The sequence below is a fragment of the Streptomyces sp. NPDC127098 genome, assembly GCF_042722465.1.
In the GTDB taxonomy this organism is placed as follows: domain Bacteria; phylum Actinomycetota; class Actinomycetes; order Streptomycetales; family Streptomycetaceae; genus Streptomyces; species Streptomyces millisiae.
On record NZ_JBHXFJ010000004.1, the window covers coordinates 82440 to 96913 of the forward strand.

Sequence of the window (14474 nt, forward strand, 5' to 3'; positions counted from 1 at the left end):
GCCGAGAAAGGACCCCGAACCCCCATGGCAATCGTCAGTCAACAGCGGGCGGCGGGCACCGGCGCGGGCAACAGGCGGCGGCGCGGCAGCGGCCCGCTGCTCCTGCTCGGCCCCTTCTTCCTGCTCTTCGCCTTCACCTACCTCATCCCCATCCTCTACGGCCTCGGCCTCAGCCTGTTCCGCGAACGCTACGACGGCGTTGGCTGGGAAGGACCCGAGCGCGTCTTCGCCGGGCTGCACAACTACACCCGCGCCCTCAGCGACCAGGACTTCCTGGTCGGCACCGGCCGCGTGCTGCTCTACGGCCTGATCTACGTGCCGCTGCTGATCGCGCTCGCCGCCGCGCTGGCGCTGCTGCTCGACACCACCCTCACGGCGGCCCGCCGCCTCTTCCACACCGTGCTGTTCCTGCCGCACATCGTGCCGGGCCTGATCGCCGCCATCGTCTGGGTGTACCTCTACACCCCAGGACTCAGCCCGGTCATCGACGCGCTGGAGTCCCTTGGTGCCGAGGTCGACTTCCTCACCGGGCCCAACCTGCTGTTCTCGCTCGTCAACATCGCCGTCTGGCAGTCCCTCGGCTTCAACGTGGTGCTGATCTACGTCGCCCTCCAGGCCGTGCCCCGCTCCACCGTGGAGGCCGCCAGGATCGACGGCGCCGGCGAACTGCGCACCGCGCTGAGCGTCAAACTGCCGCAGGTGTTCCCCGCGATGATGGTGGCCACGCTGTTCACCATCATCGGCTCGCTCCAGCTCTTCACCGAGCCGACGATCGTGCAGAGCTCCGCCGAGTCCTCGGTCACGTCCACCTGGACGCCCAACATGCTCGCGTTCTCGGCCGCGTTCAACTCCAACGACTACCACTACGCGGCCACCGTCTCGGTGCTGGTCGCCGTGCTCGCCGGGATCCTCTCCTTCGCCGTCACCACGTTCGCCAACCGCAGGAGCGCTCGATGACCGACGTGCTGCCGGCCCCGTCGCCCACCGCCGAGGAGCGGCGCGGCGCGCCGAAGCCCGCCACCAGGCCCGGCACCGCCTGGTGGCTGCGGCGCGGAACCGCCACCACCATCACCGCGATCGCCGCCGTCTACACCCTGCTGCCGCTGGTGTGGCTCCTGTTCGGCGTCACCAAGACGCTGCCGGAGCTCTACGGCAGCAACGGCTTCGCGCCGTCCGCCGGCTTCCACGTGCTGGACAACGTGCGCGACCTGTTCGCCCAGGACGGCGGCCTGTTCGGCCGCTGGATGCTCAACACCGCGCTCTACGCCGTCGGTGGCGCCGCCGTCGCCACCCTGCTCTCCGTCGCCGCCGGCTACGCCTTCGACAAGTTCGACTTCCGCTGGCGGGAGAAGTGGTACGCGCTGGTCATCGGCGGCGTGCTCATCCCGCACACCGCGATCATCGTGCCGCTCTACCTGATGATGGCCGAGATCCGGATGACCGACACCGTCTGGTCGGTGCTGCTGCCCGTGATGGTCAACCCGTTCGGCGTCTACCTGGCCCGCGCCTACTCCTCAGGCGCCATACCAGACGAACTGCTGGAGGCCGCGCGGCTCGACGGCGCCGGCGAGCTGCGCACCTTCTTCTCCGTAGGGCTGCGCCTGATGGCGCCCGGCGCGCTGACCATCTTCCTCTTCCAGTTCATCGCCATCTGGAACAACTTCTTCCTGCCGCTGGTGATGATCACCGACAACGACCTCTTCACCATCGGCCAGGGCCTCTTCACCTGGAACTCCGCGGTCGGCCAGAATCCCGACTACACCCGGATGGTGGTGGTCGGCTCGGCCGTCGCCACCATCCCGCTGATCCTGCTGTTCATCCCGCTCCAGCGCCGCTGGCGCGCCGGCCTCGCGGAAGGCGGCGTCCGTTGAACCTCCCGTCCGAAGACCCCGTACTCTCCCCGCACACCGGCTGGACCAGGGCGCACTGGGAGGCGGTCGCCGACGAACTGCTGGCCGCCGTCCGGCCGTTCGCCTCCCCCAGCGGCTCGCTCGTCCGGCTGCCTGGCCCGGCCAGCGGTTCCGGCGAGTGGAGCGACGACCTGGAGGGCTACGCGCGGACGTTCCTGCTCGCCGCGTTCCGCGCCGCGCACGCGGCGCCCGAGCACGCGGAACGGATCCTCGCGCCCTACGCGACGGGGCTCGCCGCCGGCACCGACCCCCGTTCCCCGGAACGCTGGCCGAGGCCGGGCGAGCTCCGGCAGGCCAGGGTCGAGGCCGCCTCCGTCGCGCTCGCCCTGCACGAGACCCGCGCCCTGCTGTGGGACCGACTCCCGGACGCGGTACGCGAGAACACCGTCGGCTGGCTCGCCGATCTTGGCGGCGTCGAGGTGCCGGCCAACAACTGGGTCTGGTTCCGCGCGGTGGTCGCCGCCTTCCTCCGCTCCGTCGACGCCCCGCACGCCGTCGCCGACATCGCGCACGCCGTCGAGGTCACCGACTCCTGGTACCGGGGCGGTGGTTGGTACACCGACGGGGGCACCAGCCGCTTCGACCACTACAACGGCTGGGCCATGCACCTCTATCCGCTCTGGTACTGCCGGATCTCCGGCGACCACGAGCCGCTGGCCCGCTACCGGGACCGGCTCCGGACCTTCCTGGAGGACGCCGTCCACCTCGTCGGCGGCGACGGCGCGCCGCTCTTCCAGGGCCGCTCCCTCACCTACCGGTTCGCGGCGGCCGCGCCCTTCCTCACCGGCGCGCTCTTCGACGCCACCCCGCTGCCGCCGGGGCTGACCAGGCGCACGGCCAGCGGCATGCTGCGGTACTTCCTCGACCGGGGCGCCACCGAGGAACGCGGCCTGCTGTCGCTCGGCTGGCACCGCCGCTTCGAGGCGATCAGGCAGAACTACTCGGGCCCCGCCTCGCCCTACTGGGCCAGCAAGGGCTTCCTCGGCCTGCTGCTGCCGCCCGACCACCCGGTGTGGACCGCCACCGAGGAGCCGCTGCCGGTGGAGCGCGGCGACTTCACCCGCGCGATCGCCGCGCCAGGCTGGCTGGTCAGCGGCACCGCGGCCGACGGCGTGGTGCGCGTCGTCAACCACGGCACGCCGCGCACCCCGAGCGGCCGCGACCCCTTCTACGCCCGCCTCGCCTACACCACGCACACCGCGCCCGAGCTCGGACCGCCCGACCCGGCCGCCGACTTCCGGCTGGACGGCGACGCGCGGGCCGGCGAGGCCGCCCCCGACAACCAGGTGGCGCCGGCCGACGCGCCCGCGGCGCGGGCCGGGCTCGAACTCCTCTCGCTCGACGGGCGGGTGGCCGTCTCGCACCACGAGTCCGTGACGGTGGCCTCGGCGGTCGAAGGCCCGTGGGAGGTGCGGGTGGTGTGGCCCGACGAGCCGGCGCCCGGCCGCCGACTGGTGATCGGCGGCCACGCGCTGGCCGCCGACCGCCCGCCGGCGGAGCCGGGCCCCGGCGTGGTCCGCCGCGCCGACGGACTGACCAGCGCGCTGCTGGTCCTCCACCCACCGGCCGAACCACCGCCGGCGCACCGGGCCGAGCACACCAACCCGTTCGGTGCCCACAGCGCGACGCCGTGGCACGAGGCGCCCGCCGAAGGCCGGGTCGCCGTCGCGGTCTTCCTCGGCACCACGGATTCCGCTGCGCTGCCACCCGCGCCGCGCTACGACGCCGCGAGCGGCGAGGTGACCTGGCCCGACGGCAGCCGGGATGTCGTCGCCCCCGACTGAGCGGGCCGGCTGCCGCCGGCCTGGCGGCGGCAGCCCGGTTCCCGGAACGCCGTTGTCCCGGGACGCGGAGCGGGTCGGCTGCCGCCGGCACGTCGGCCGTTCTCCCGGGGCACCGGCGGGATGTCGTCGCCGTCGCGGTTGAGCCGGGCGGCCGCGGGGCGTGAGGTTGTCGTCGCCCGGTCGGCCAGCCGTCGCTGGCGCGACGGCCGTTCGCCCGGGGTACCGGGCTACCCGGTGGGACGTCGTCGTCCGGGGGCGCGGATCTGGAGGGGCGCGGCCGTGCCTGGGCCGGCTGGCGCCGGCTTGGTGGCGGCCCGGTTCCCGGAACGCCGTTGTCCCCGGGCACTGAGCCGGGTGTGCGTGCGCTGGCCAGCTGTCGCTGGTGCGACGGCCGTTCGTCCGGGGTACCGGGCTACCCGGTGGGACGTCGTCGTCCGGCGGCGCGGAGCCGGAGGGGAGCGGCCGGCCGGCTGCCGTAGCTCCGATGGTGGCCCGTCAGGATGGCGGTTCCCGGGACGCCATTGTCCCGGAGTCGTGCGTCGCCGGAGGCGACGGCCGCCCGTCAGGGCGCGGGCGGGACGCCGTTGTCCCGCGCGCAGCGCACCTGCGGCGTCTGCGCTGCAAGCGCACAGCGCACCGGTGCCGCGCGCTCGGCTTCGCCGCGCAGCGCGGCGCGTCCGTCGCTCACCGCGCGCAGCGCGGTGGCGCCCCGGCCCGTCCGCGCGAAAGCGCGGAAACGTGGCTCGACCCGCCGTCAGGCGATCCGTAGACGCGGCGCCTCGTGTTCGCGCGCCTCGGCGTCGTGGTCGACGTGCGTGTCGAGTTTGGCCAGCTGTCTGACCATCCCGGCGTAGCCGTGGCGTCTGGCCAGCGACGTGGCCTGGCGCGCCCACTGGGCGCCCTCCGGGGAGTGTTCGGCGGCCTCGGCGAGGCCGGCCAGCGCGTGGAGTTCGCCGCGCCGGTAGCTGAGCCCTCTGGACTGGGCCAGTGCCGCCTGGTGTTGGGTGATGGCGCCCGCGGTGTCGCCGAGCAGGGTCAACGTCCTGCCCACCGCGTTGCGCGCCTCGACGTGCGCCCACCGGTCGCCGTTGTTCTCGGCGGTGCTCAGGCCCTTCTGGCAGGCGACCCGGGCCCGGTCGCGCTCCCCGAGCGCCGCGAGGTGCGTGCTCAGGTAGGCCTGCCCCAGCGCGATCGGCCGCGGCAGCTCGCCCGCCACCGCGACGGCGGCCTCCAGGGACGCCACCGCCGCCTCCTGGTCGCCCAGCGCGCCCAGCACTATGCCGAGTTCCGCTCTCAGCACCGCCAGCATGGGGAGCGCGCGGTGCGCGACGGCGAGCCGCAGCGCCGTCCGGTAGGCCCGTTTGGCGAGCTCGGGCCGGCCCAGGTCGAGGTCGACCCGGCCCAGCGCGGCGAGCGCCAGTGCCAGCCGCAGCGGCTGCTGGAGCCGGCCGTACCGGCGGACGGCCTCCGCCAACAGCTCGTGCGCCTCGGTGAGATCGCCGGTGAGCCAGCGGGAGCGCCCCAGGTGCTCGTGGGCGGCGGCCAGCGGCCCCGGCAGCTCGTGCCGCCGGCCCAGGTCGAGGGCGCGCAGCGCGTGCTGCTCGGCCTGCTCCATGCGGCCGGCCGTCAGCATGGCGTCGACGAGGCTGATGGACAGCTCCGCCTCGGCCTGCTGGTCGCCGGCCCGGCGCGCCGCCCGCAGCCCGGCCTGCGCGCCGGCCAGCCATTCGGGCATCAGGCTGTGGTGCTTGCACATGCCCCACAGCCGTTGGGCGAGCATCCAGGCGGCGGGGTAGGGGCCGTGCTCGGCCGCGTACTCGGCGAGCGGGGCCAGGTTCGCCAACTCGGCGAGCGGCGGCCGCTTCCGGTCGGCCCTGGTCTGCAACTCGTCCTCGGCCGAGGCGATCTCGCCGCCCGGCGCGACGGCGAACAGCCGCCCCGAGCCGCCGTCGAACACCGAGGCGGCCCGCATCGACCAGGCGGTCAGCCGGTGGACGGCGGCCTCCCGCTCGGCGTGCGGCTCCTCGGCGAGCGCCCGCTTCCGCGCGTACTCGCGCAGCAGGTCGTGCGGGAAGCGGTAGAGCCCCGGCGCCTCGGCCTCGATCAGGTTGGCGGCGACCAGCGAGTGGAGCACCCGCTCGGTCTCCGCGGACTCCGCCCCCGCCACCACCGCCGCGCCCTTGCGGGTGAGGTTGGGGCCCGGCACCAGGCCGAGTCGGCGCAGCACCCGGCGGGCCGTCTCGTCCAGGGTGCCGTAGGAGAGGTCGAGCGAGGCGGAGAGCGACAGGCTCTCGTCGCCCGGAATGGCGGCGCCGGCCAGCGGGCCCTCGGCGGCCAGCTGGCCGGCGACGGTGTCCAGGCCCTCGGATCTGACGGCGGCGCCGGCGGCCACCAGGCGCAGGGCGAGCGGCAGGTAGCCGCAGAGCCGGGCGATCTGGGTGGCGGCCGGACCGACGGCGGCCGGGCCGAGCATGGTGCGCAGCAGGTGCTCGGCCTCCCGCGCGGACAGTACGGGCAGCACCACCCGGCGGGCGCCCTCGCGGGCGACGAGTCCGGGGAGCCCGCGGCGGGTGGTGATCAGCACGGCGCAGCCGCGTGATCCGGGGAGCAGGGGTCTGATCTGGTCGGCGTGGGCGGCGTTGTCCAGCACGACGAGCACCCGGCGCTTGGCGAGCAGGGTGCGGAAGAGGTCGGAGCGTTCCCGCGTGTCGGGTGGTACCCGCTGGGCGGGGATGCCTAAGGCGCGGAGGAAGCCGCCCAGGATCTCGGTGGGATGGGCGGGCCCCAGCTGGTCGAAGCCGCGCAGGTCGGCGAAGAGCTGGCCGTCGGGGAAGTCGTCGGCGACCTGGTGGGCGCAGTGCACGACGAGCGCGGTCTTGCCGACGCCCGCGGTGCCCTCCACGTAGACGATGGGCATGCCGTCCGAGCGCAGCAGGCTGGTGATCTGCTCGGCCTGCCCGTGACGCCCGGTGAACCCGAACGCCTCGTGGGGGAGTTGGGCGGGCACGGCGGTGGGCACGTCCTGGGTGGGCTCGGCGGTCACCTGTTGGGTGGCGCCGGAGAGCACCTGCTGGTGGGCCGAGCGGAGTTCGGGGCCCGGGTCGGTGCCGTACTCGTCGGCGAGCCGGCGGCGGATGCGGGCGTAGACGTCCAGGGCCTCTATCTGGCGCCCGGACTGGGCGAGTGCGCGCATGAGCAGCCCGTGCAGCCGTTCCCGCTGCGGGTGTTCGGCGGCGAGCCTGACCAGCTCGGGCACCGAGTCGGGGCCGCGGCCGAGCAGCAGGCCGAGCGCGTACAGGTCCTCGAAGGCGATCAGTTGCTGCTCGGCCAGTCGATCGCGCTCCAGTTCGATACCGGGACCGCCGATGCCCTCCGCGAGCGGGCCCCGCCACAGCGCCGTGGCCTCGGTCAGGGCCTCGGACGCCGTGTCGGCGCGGCCACCCGCCCGGGCGGCGCGCGCGGTGGCCAGCAGTTGTTCGAACTCCCAGAGGTCGAAGCCGTCTCCGGGGTGGAGCGAGTAGCCGCCGGAACTCAGGGTGATGGGCGCGCTGTCGGGGAGGCAACGCCGCAACCCCGACACGTATTTCTGTACCAGGTTCACCGCGTGGGCCGGGGCGTCGTCGCCCCAGACCGTGGTGATGACCCGTTCCGCCGAGACCGGACGTGGCGCGCGCAACAGCAGTGCGGTCAACACCGCTCGTTGGCGCGGCGGTCCCAGCGGTATCTCGTCGGCCCCGCGCAGTGCTCTGACAGGACCCAGCACCTCGAACCGAACACCATCGTGACTCACGACAACCCCCGTAATCGATCACGACTTTTTCCGAATTGGTCACTTCGGCCGTGCGTTCTGCTGATGTGTGGAGCATAGGCGACGGAACGCGTGATCACGCAGTGGTTACGCGGAGTTCATGGTGGCGGTCGTCAGCTTTCCTTCAGGGGCGTCTTCAGGGGGCTTCAGCGTTTCTTCCAACGGCCGGTCAGCGGGCCCCGCCATGGTCGCTAGGCGGGGCGTCGAACGCGATGTCCCCGTCCCCAGGACCCGGTAAGGAGAGCACGGCATGACCCTGCCCACGAAACTCCCCTCGGCCTCGTCCCGCGACCGACTCAGGTACGACGCGACCGTCCCGCGTGCGCTGGTGCACCGGGCGTCCGTCGCCGAGGTCTTCATCACTGACTCGGTCGCGGACGCGACCAACGGGATCGGCAGAGCCGAGGCCACCTTCGAGGTGGCCGCCCAGCTTCCCCGCGGACACCTCATAGGCGAGCGTGCCGCGACCTACGACTTCCTGCTCATCGTCGAGGTGCTGCGGCAGGCGGGCGTCTTCGTGGCCCACCGCCACCTCGACGTCCCGCTGGACTCGGCCTTCATCTTCAAGGCCATGAACTACCAGGTCCGCTCCATCGACGCGCTGCGCATCGGCACCAGGCCGGCCCACCTCGTCATCTCCCTGACCGTCAGGCCCGAGCGCAACCGCGCCGGCCGGGTGCTCGGCTTCGACTTCGACGGAGTGATGTTCGTCGACGACGTGCCGGCCCTGGAGGCCACCGGCGGCCTGGTCTTCGTCAGCAAGCGGGCCTTCAGCATGCTGCGGGCCAAGGGCCGCGACCGGGTGCGGGCGGCCACCCCGGCGTCCACCCTGGTCTCCCGCCTCGCGCCCGCCGCCCCGGCCGCCGTCGGCCGCCACGACCCGCGCAACGTCGTGGTGACCGAGCCCACCGTCGACCCGAGCGGCAACGCGCGCGCCCGGCTCGTCGTGGACACCCGGCACCCGCACCTGTTCGACCACGAACTCGACCACGTGCCGGGCAACCTCCAGCTGGAGGCGGCGCGCCAGCTGGCGGTCGCCGCCGTCGCCCGGCTGCACGGCCTCTTCCCCGAGCAGCTGCTCGTCACCGAACTGCGCGCACACTTCCCCGAGTTCGCCGAGCTCGACCTGGCGACCACGGTGGACGCCCGGGTGGGCGGCGTGCGGCAGTCCAAGGCGGTCGGGCTGCTCTCGGTCCCCGTCGACATCCGCCTGGAGCAGAGCGGCAGCACCGTGAGCGAGGTCGCGCTGGAGGTGGCGCTGTGGGCCTGACCGGCGAATCCGGGATCACCACCCTGGTGTGCGACTACGGCGGCGTCCTGACCAACCCGCTGCTGGAGACGTACCAGGCGTTCGCCGACCGCACCGGCATCCCCCTGGAGACCATCGCGGCCGCCTTCGCCGCCGCGACCAGGCGGCACGGCGCGACACCCATGGCCGACCTGGAGATCGCGGCCATCACCGAGGAACAGATGGTGCGGCGCGTCACCGACGAGATGCCGCCGGAGACCGCCGACCTGTTGGACGGGCGTTCGTTCGGGGAGCTGTGGTTCCTCGGCCGGCACGCCAACGAGGAGCTCGTCACGTTTCTGCGGACGGTACGGGAGGACGGCCGTCGCGTGGCGCTGCTCACCAACAACGTGCGGGAGTGGGAACCGCGTTGGCGGGCGACGCTGCCCGTCGACGAGCTCTTCGACGTCGTCGTGGACTCCTCCGTGGAACGGGTGCGCAAGCCGGACCCGGAGATCTACCGCAGGCTGCTCGCCCGGCTCGACGCGGAGCCGAGCAGCTGCCTGTTCGTGGACGACACCGAGGAGAACCTGCTGCCGGCGCGCGAACTCGGCATGCACACCGTGCTCTTCCACGACACGAGCCAGGCGGTCAAGGAGATCGCCACGCTGCTCGGACTCGACCCCGACCACATCCCCGAAGGAGCCGGCGCATGACCGAGGACCGGACCGTACTCGTCGCGGGAGCCGGGCCCACGGGCCTGACCGCCGCCTGCACCCTGCTGCGGCAGGGCGTGGACGTGACCGTCGTGGACCGGCGGAGCGGGCCGGCCACCGCGCCCAAGGCGATCGTCACCTGGAGCGGCGCCCTGGAGGCGCTCGACCGGGTCGGTGTCGCCGAGCAGGTGGCCGAGCGTGCCCTTCCGCTGGCCGGCGCCTCCTACTGGTCGCGCGGCCGCAAGGTCGCCGCCGTCACCTTCGGCGGCCTCCCCAACACCCGCTTCCCGGGGCCGCTGAGCGTGCCGCAGCCGGTCATCGAGGAGCTGCTCTACGAGCGTCTCACCCAACTCGGCGGCACCGTGCGGTGGAACACCACCGTGCGGTCCGTCACCACCGCGGGCGCTGACGGTGAGGAAGGGGGCGAGGTCGCCCTTGACGAGGCGGAGGGCGCCGAGACCACCCTGCGGGCCCGCTGGCTGATCGCCGCCGACGGCATGCACAGCACCGTGCGCGGCGCGCTCGGCGTGCCCTTCGAAGGCGACACCTACCCGCGGGACTTCCTGCTCGGCGACGTCGTCCTCGACGCCGCCGGCGGCGCCCCGCTGCCGGAGGCCGAGGCCCAGTACCACCTGACGCCGGACGGCGTGCTGGTGGTCGTGGCGCTGCCCAAGGGCGGCCACCGGGTCTTCTTCGACCAGCCGGCCGGCACCAGGACCGACCGGCCCACCACCGCCGAGCTCCAGCAACTGCTCGACGAGCGCGGCCCCGGCAGGTGGCGGATCGGCGAGTCCTGGTGGACCAGCAGGTTCCAGGTGCACGCCAGGGTCGCCGGCGCCTTCCGACAGGGCGCCGTCTTCCTCGCCGGCGACGCCGCCCACGTGCACAGCCCCGCCGGCGGCCAGGGCCTCAACACCGGCGTCCAGGACGGCTACGACATCGGCTGGAAGCTCGCCGCCGTCTGCCGGGGCGCCGACGAGTCGCTGCTCGACAGCTACGAGGCCGAGCGCCGGCCCACCGCCGTGCGGGCCGTGCGCAACGCCGACCGGCAGACCAAGCTGTGGATGGTGCGCAACCCGCTGCTGCGGGGCCTGCGCGACACCCTGCTGCGCCGGCTGTCGAAGAGCGGCGCCCTGGAACGCCGCCTCATCCCGGAGATCGCCCAGATCGACCTGGACCTGACCGCCAGCCCGGCCGTCGACACCACGCCCGGCGGCGCCCGCGTCACCCCGGGACGCCGGATGCCGGACCTGGTGCTCACCCCGGTGCGCGGCACCAAGTCGGCCACCCTGCACGGCTATTTGTCCGCCGGCCGGCACGCCGTCGTCGTCTTCGACGACGGCGCGGGGACGGCGGCCGAGGCCGCCGAGCAGGCCAGGGCCCGCTTCGACCCGGAGGCCGTCGACGTGCTGCTCGTCGCCTCCGGTGGGGTCCCGGGGGCGGCCGCCCACGACGTCGCCACCACCCACGAAACCCGCCCGGCCCAGGCCGTGTACGTCCGCCCGGACGGCGTGGTCGGCGCCGCGCTGGTGCTCGACGGCGCCCGCTCGTTCGGCGAACTCCTCGCCCGGGTGCCGGAGTCGGCGGACGCCCCGGCCGGCGACGCCCAGGGACGGCGGTGATCTGACCCATGGCGAAACCACGACCCGAGGAACCGGCCACCAGACCCAGGTGGCCCAGGTTCGTGCTGCTGCTCGCGGTGCTGTTCATCATCGACGCGGTGCTGGTCGGCGGCGACGTCGCCGACCGGCTCCTCAACGGCGGCACCGAGGACGAGGGTTCCGAGTCGGCGCAGGCCACCGAGCTGCTGGAGGACGCCTTCCCGGCCAGCGAGCCCAACCTGGTGCTGGTCGTCAGCGCCCCGGCCGGCGGCACCGTCGACGACCGCGCGGTCGCGGCCGACGGCATCCGGCTCGCCGAACGCCTGGCGTTCCAGCCCGACGTCTCCGGCGTCACCTCCTACTGGGCCACCGGAGCCGAGCAGTTGCGCTCCGAGGAGCGCGACCACGCGCTGATCCTGGCCCACATCGAGGGCACCGAGGACGAGGCCCAGGCCGTCCTGGAACGGCTCGAACCCGACTTCCGGGGCACCCCGGAGGGCACCGAGCAGGTCGAGGTGCGGATCGGCGGCACCGTCGCCGCCATCGGCCAGGTCCAGGAGACCATCTCCGAGGACCTGCTCACCGCCGAACTCATCGCCCTGCCCATCACCTTGATCATCCTCATCCTGGTGTTCGGCGGCGTGGTCGCCGCCCTGCTCCCGCTGGGCGTGGGCGTGGTGGCGATCCTCGGCACCAACGCGGCGCTGCGCGTCGTCACCGAGTTCACCGACGTCTCGATCTTCGCGCAGAACCTCACCACCGCGCTCGGCCTCGGCCTGGCCATCGACTACGCCCTGCTCATCGTGCGCCGCTACCGGGAGGAGTTGGCCGGCGGCCTCGCCCCGCGCGAGGCCGTCGCCAGGACCGTGCGGACCGCCGGCCGCGCCGTGCTGTTCTCGGCGCTCACGGTCGCCGTCTCGCTCTCCGCGATGCTGGTCTTCCCGCTCTACTTCCTGCGCTCCTTCGCCTACGCCGGCATCAGCGTGGTGCTGCTCGCCGCCGCGGCGGCCCTGGTGCTGCTGCCGGCCGTGCTGCTGCTCCTCGGCCACCGGGTCGACGCGCTGCGGGTGCGGCGGCGCCGCGACCCGGCGGCGGCCGTCGCCGACGGCGGCGGCGCCTGGCGGCGGATCGCGGGCACCGCGGTGAAACACGCGCCGCTGGTGGCGATCGGCACCACCGTCGTCCTGGTCGTCGTCGGACTGCCTTTCCTCCGCGTGGAGTTCGGCACCACCGACGACCGGCAGCTGCCCGAGACCGCCGAGGCCAGGGTGGCGCAGGACATCATCCGGGACGACTTCGACTCCAGTGCCACCGCCACCGTCGAACTCGTCGCCCGCCAGGCCGACTCGGAGCGCGACGCGGACGGCATCGAGACGTTCGCCCTGCGGCTCTCCGAACTGCCCGGCGTCGCCTCCGTCGACAGCCCCGTCGGCACCTACGAGGACGGCGTGCGGACCGTCTCCGAGACCCCGGCGCACGCGCTGCGGGCCCACGAGGGCATGAGCCACCTGTCGGTGGTGCCCGAGTCGGGCATCGAGGTCAGCTCGGCCGAGGCCCAGGAGATCGTGCTCGGCGCCCGCGAACTGGCGGGCCAGGCCGACTTCCGCGCCTTCGAGACCCTGGTCGGCGGCGACGCGGCCGTGCTGGAGGACAGCAAGGAGGCCATCTCCTCACGGCTCGGCTGGGCGCTGCTGATCATCGTCGGCGCCTCGCTGCTGCTGATGTTCCTGCTCACCGGCAGCCTGCTGATCCCGGTGATGTCGGTGGTGCTCAACGCGCTGAGCCTGTCGGCCATGTTCGGCGCCGTCGTCTGGGTCTTCCAGGACGGCAACCTCTCCGGGGCGCTCGGCTTCACGGCGACCGGCACCATCGAGGTCACGCTGCCCGTGCTGATGTTCTGCGTCGCGTTCGGCCTGTCCATGGACTACGGCGTGTTCCTGCTGTCCAGGGTCACCGAGGAGTACCGCCGCACCGGCGACTCCCCGGGCGCCATCGTGGCCGGCGTGCAGCGCACCGGCGGCGTCATCACGGCGGCCGCGCTGATCCTCTCCGTGGTGCTGGTCGCCATCGGCACCTCACGCATCACCAACACCAAGATGCTCGGGCTCGGCGTGGCGCTCGCCGTCATCGTCGACTCGACGCTCGTCCGCGGCCTGCTGCTGCCCGCCGTGATGCGGCTCGGCGGCCGGCTCACCTGGTGGGCGCCGGCCCCGCTCGCCCGCTTCCAGGAACGGTTCGGTCTCCGCGAGGAGGTCCCCGAGCCGGCCCCGCCGTCGGCGGCCGGCGAGCCACCGGCCAGGCCGCGCCCGTCGGAACCCGTACTGGAGGACGCCCCATGAGCGGCCGACTTCCCCACCGCGTCGTCGTGACCGGGGCGACCGGACTGCTCGGCACCGCCGTCGTCGAGCAGTTGCTGACCGAGGGCCGCGAGGCCGTGGCCCTGGTCCGCGACCCGGACAAGGCGCGCCGGCTGCTGCCTGACCACGCCGCGCTGACCCTGGTCGTCGGCGACGTCAACGACCCGGCGAGCTACCGGTCCGCGCTGGCCGGCGCCGACGCCGTGATCCACACCGCGGCCTACTTCCGCGAGTACTACCAGCCGGACCCCGACCTGCCGCTGCTGTTCCGCACCAACGTGGACGCGGTCCGCACGCTGCTGCGGGAGTCGGTGGACGCCGGGGTGCCGGTGGTGGTGCACACCAGCTCCATCACCACCCTGGCACCCGGGACCCAGGAGGCGCCGGCCGACGAGTCGGCGCCCCCGCCGCCCGGGTGGGAGCGCAACTCCTACCGGGCGAGCAAGGTGCGGGCCGAGGAGGCGATCCGGGAGTTCTGCGCCGAGGAGCCGGGGCTGCGGGTCCCGATCGTGCTGCCCGGCTGGATGTGGGGCCCGCGCGACGTCGGCCCCACCTCGGCCGGCCGGCTCTTCCTGTCCGTCGCCAGGCGGCAGCTGCGGGCGGTGCCCCGCGCCGGCAACCACGTGGTGGACGTCCGCGACGTGGCCGGCGCCCTGCTGCGGGCGGCCGAGAGCGGCCAGAGCCTGCGCCGCTACATCGTGGCGGGACGCTGGCAGCGGCTGGCCAGCACCGTCGGCGGGGTCGCCGAGTCCGTCGGCGTGCCGGCGCCCCGCGAGGTGCCGGCCGGCGCGGCCTTCGCCTTCGCCACCGTGCTCGAACTCTCGGCGAAGCTGCGGCGGCAGCCGCCCATCGCCACCCGCGAGGGGGTGCGGGTGCTGCTCGACGGCAACCGCACCCGGATCACCTCGGCCCGCGCCGAGCGCGAACTCGGCATCTCCTTCCGCCCGTTGACTCAGACCTTCGCGGACGAGGCCGCCTGGTACCGGGCCGCCGGGATCCTCGAATCGACCAGGGGGGCCGCCGCATGAGCCAGCGCACGCTCCCCCGTCCGCACGCAGCCAGGAGGCCGT

Annotated in this window: 9 protein-coding genes; 8 read left to right on the plus strand and 1 reads right to left on the minus strand. The window is 73.9% G+C overall.

Translation table 11 applies throughout. The features are described 5' to 3' along the window. The first annotated feature begins 24 nt into the window (after positions 1-24). Genes ACFWI8_RS04500 through ACFWI8_RS04510 form a run of 3 tightly spaced genes read left to right on the plus strand, consistent with a single transcriptional unit; the run spans position 25 to position 3694 of the window. Positions 25-957 carry a carbohydrate ABC transporter permease gene (locus ACFWI8_RS04500; RefSeq protein WP_387085544.1) on the plus strand — a complete coding sequence of 311 codons (933 nt, stop codon included), beginning with the start codon at positions 25-27 and terminating at the stop codon, positions 955-957. Further along, on the plus strand, positions 954-1871 hold the full coding sequence (locus ACFWI8_RS04505; RefSeq protein WP_387085547.1) for a carbohydrate ABC transporter permease: 918 nt from the start codon (positions 954-956) through the stop codon (positions 1869-1871). The genes ACFWI8_RS04500 and ACFWI8_RS04505 overlap by 4 nt, the downstream gene beginning before the upstream one ends. Continuing rightward, positions 1868-3694 (plus strand): DUF2264 domain-containing protein, encoded by a 1827-nt coding sequence (locus ACFWI8_RS04510; protein ID WP_387085550.1) that lies wholly within the window; start codon positions 1868-1870, stop codon positions 3692-3694. Before ACFWI8_RS04505 ends, ACFWI8_RS04510 begins: the two co-directional genes overlap by 4 nt. Positions 3695-4448: 754 nt before the next feature. Here the strand turns inward: ACFWI8_RS04510 and ACFWI8_RS04515 are convergent. Beyond that, positions 4449-7484, minus strand: coding sequence for a BTAD domain-containing putative transcriptional regulator (locus tag ACFWI8_RS04515; RefSeq protein ID WP_387085553.1), 3036 nt, complete (start codon positions 7482-7484; stop codon positions 4449-4451). Between the two features lie 268 nt (positions 7485-7752). Between ACFWI8_RS04515 and ACFWI8_RS04520 the strand changes: the two genes are divergently transcribed. The 5 genes from ACFWI8_RS04520 to ACFWI8_RS04540 are packed head-to-tail and all read left to right on the plus strand — an operon-like array spanning position 7753 to position 14432. Beyond that, positions 7753-8772, plus strand: coding sequence for a ScbA/BarX family gamma-butyrolactone biosynthesis protein (locus ACFWI8_RS04520; protein ID WP_387085556.1), 1020 nt, complete (start codon positions 7753-7755; stop codon positions 8770-8772). Continuing rightward, positions 8763-9446, plus strand: coding sequence for an HAD family phosphatase (locus ACFWI8_RS04525; protein ID WP_311599727.1), 684 nt, complete (start codon positions 8763-8765; stop codon positions 9444-9446). The genes ACFWI8_RS04520 and ACFWI8_RS04525 overlap by 10 nt, the downstream gene beginning before the upstream one ends. Then, positions 9443-11068, plus strand: coding sequence for an FAD-dependent monooxygenase (locus tag ACFWI8_RS04530; protein ID WP_387085560.1), 1626 nt, complete (start codon positions 9443-9445; stop codon positions 11066-11068). The genes ACFWI8_RS04525 and ACFWI8_RS04530 overlap by 4 nt, the downstream gene beginning before the upstream one ends. A gap of 8 nt (positions 11069-11076) precedes the next feature. Beyond that, on the plus strand, positions 11077-13386 hold the full coding sequence (locus ACFWI8_RS04535; RefSeq protein ID WP_387085563.1) for an MMPL family transporter: 2310 nt from the start codon (positions 11077-11079) through the stop codon (positions 13384-13386). Further along, a complete protein-coding gene (locus tag ACFWI8_RS04540; protein WP_387085566.1) occupies positions 13383-14432 on the plus strand; it encodes an NAD-dependent epimerase/dehydratase family protein in 1050 nt (349 codons plus the stop codon). Before ACFWI8_RS04535 ends, ACFWI8_RS04540 begins: the two co-directional genes overlap by 4 nt. The last annotated feature ends 42 nt before the right edge of the window (positions 14433-14474 follow it).

What these genes read in the sequence shown, in the direction of transcription:
- ACFWI8_RS04530 (WP_387085560.1), top strand. Translation starts at nt 9,443, where the DNA reads ATGACCGAGGACCGGACCGTACTCGTCGCGGGAGCCGGGCCCACGGGC.
- ACFWI8_RS04520 (WP_387085556.1), top strand. Translation starts at nt 7,753, where the DNA reads ATGACCCTGCCCACGAAACTCCCCTCGGCCTCGTCCCGCGACCGACTC.
- ACFWI8_RS04500 (WP_387085544.1), top strand. Translation starts at nt 25, where the DNA reads ATGGCAATCGTCAGTCAACAGCGGGCGGCGGGCACCGGCGCGGGCAAC.
- ACFWI8_RS04535 (WP_387085563.1), top strand. Translation starts at nt 11,077, where the DNA reads ATGGCGAAACCACGACCCGAGGAACCGGCCACCAGACCCAGGTGGCCC.
- ACFWI8_RS04505 (WP_387085547.1), top strand. Translation starts at nt 954, where the DNA reads ATGACCGACGTGCTGCCGGCCCCGTCGCCCACCGCCGAGGAGCGGCGC.
- ACFWI8_RS04540 (WP_387085566.1), top strand. Translation starts at nt 13,383, where the DNA reads ATGAGCGGCCGACTTCCCCACCGCGTCGTCGTGACCGGGGCGACCGGA.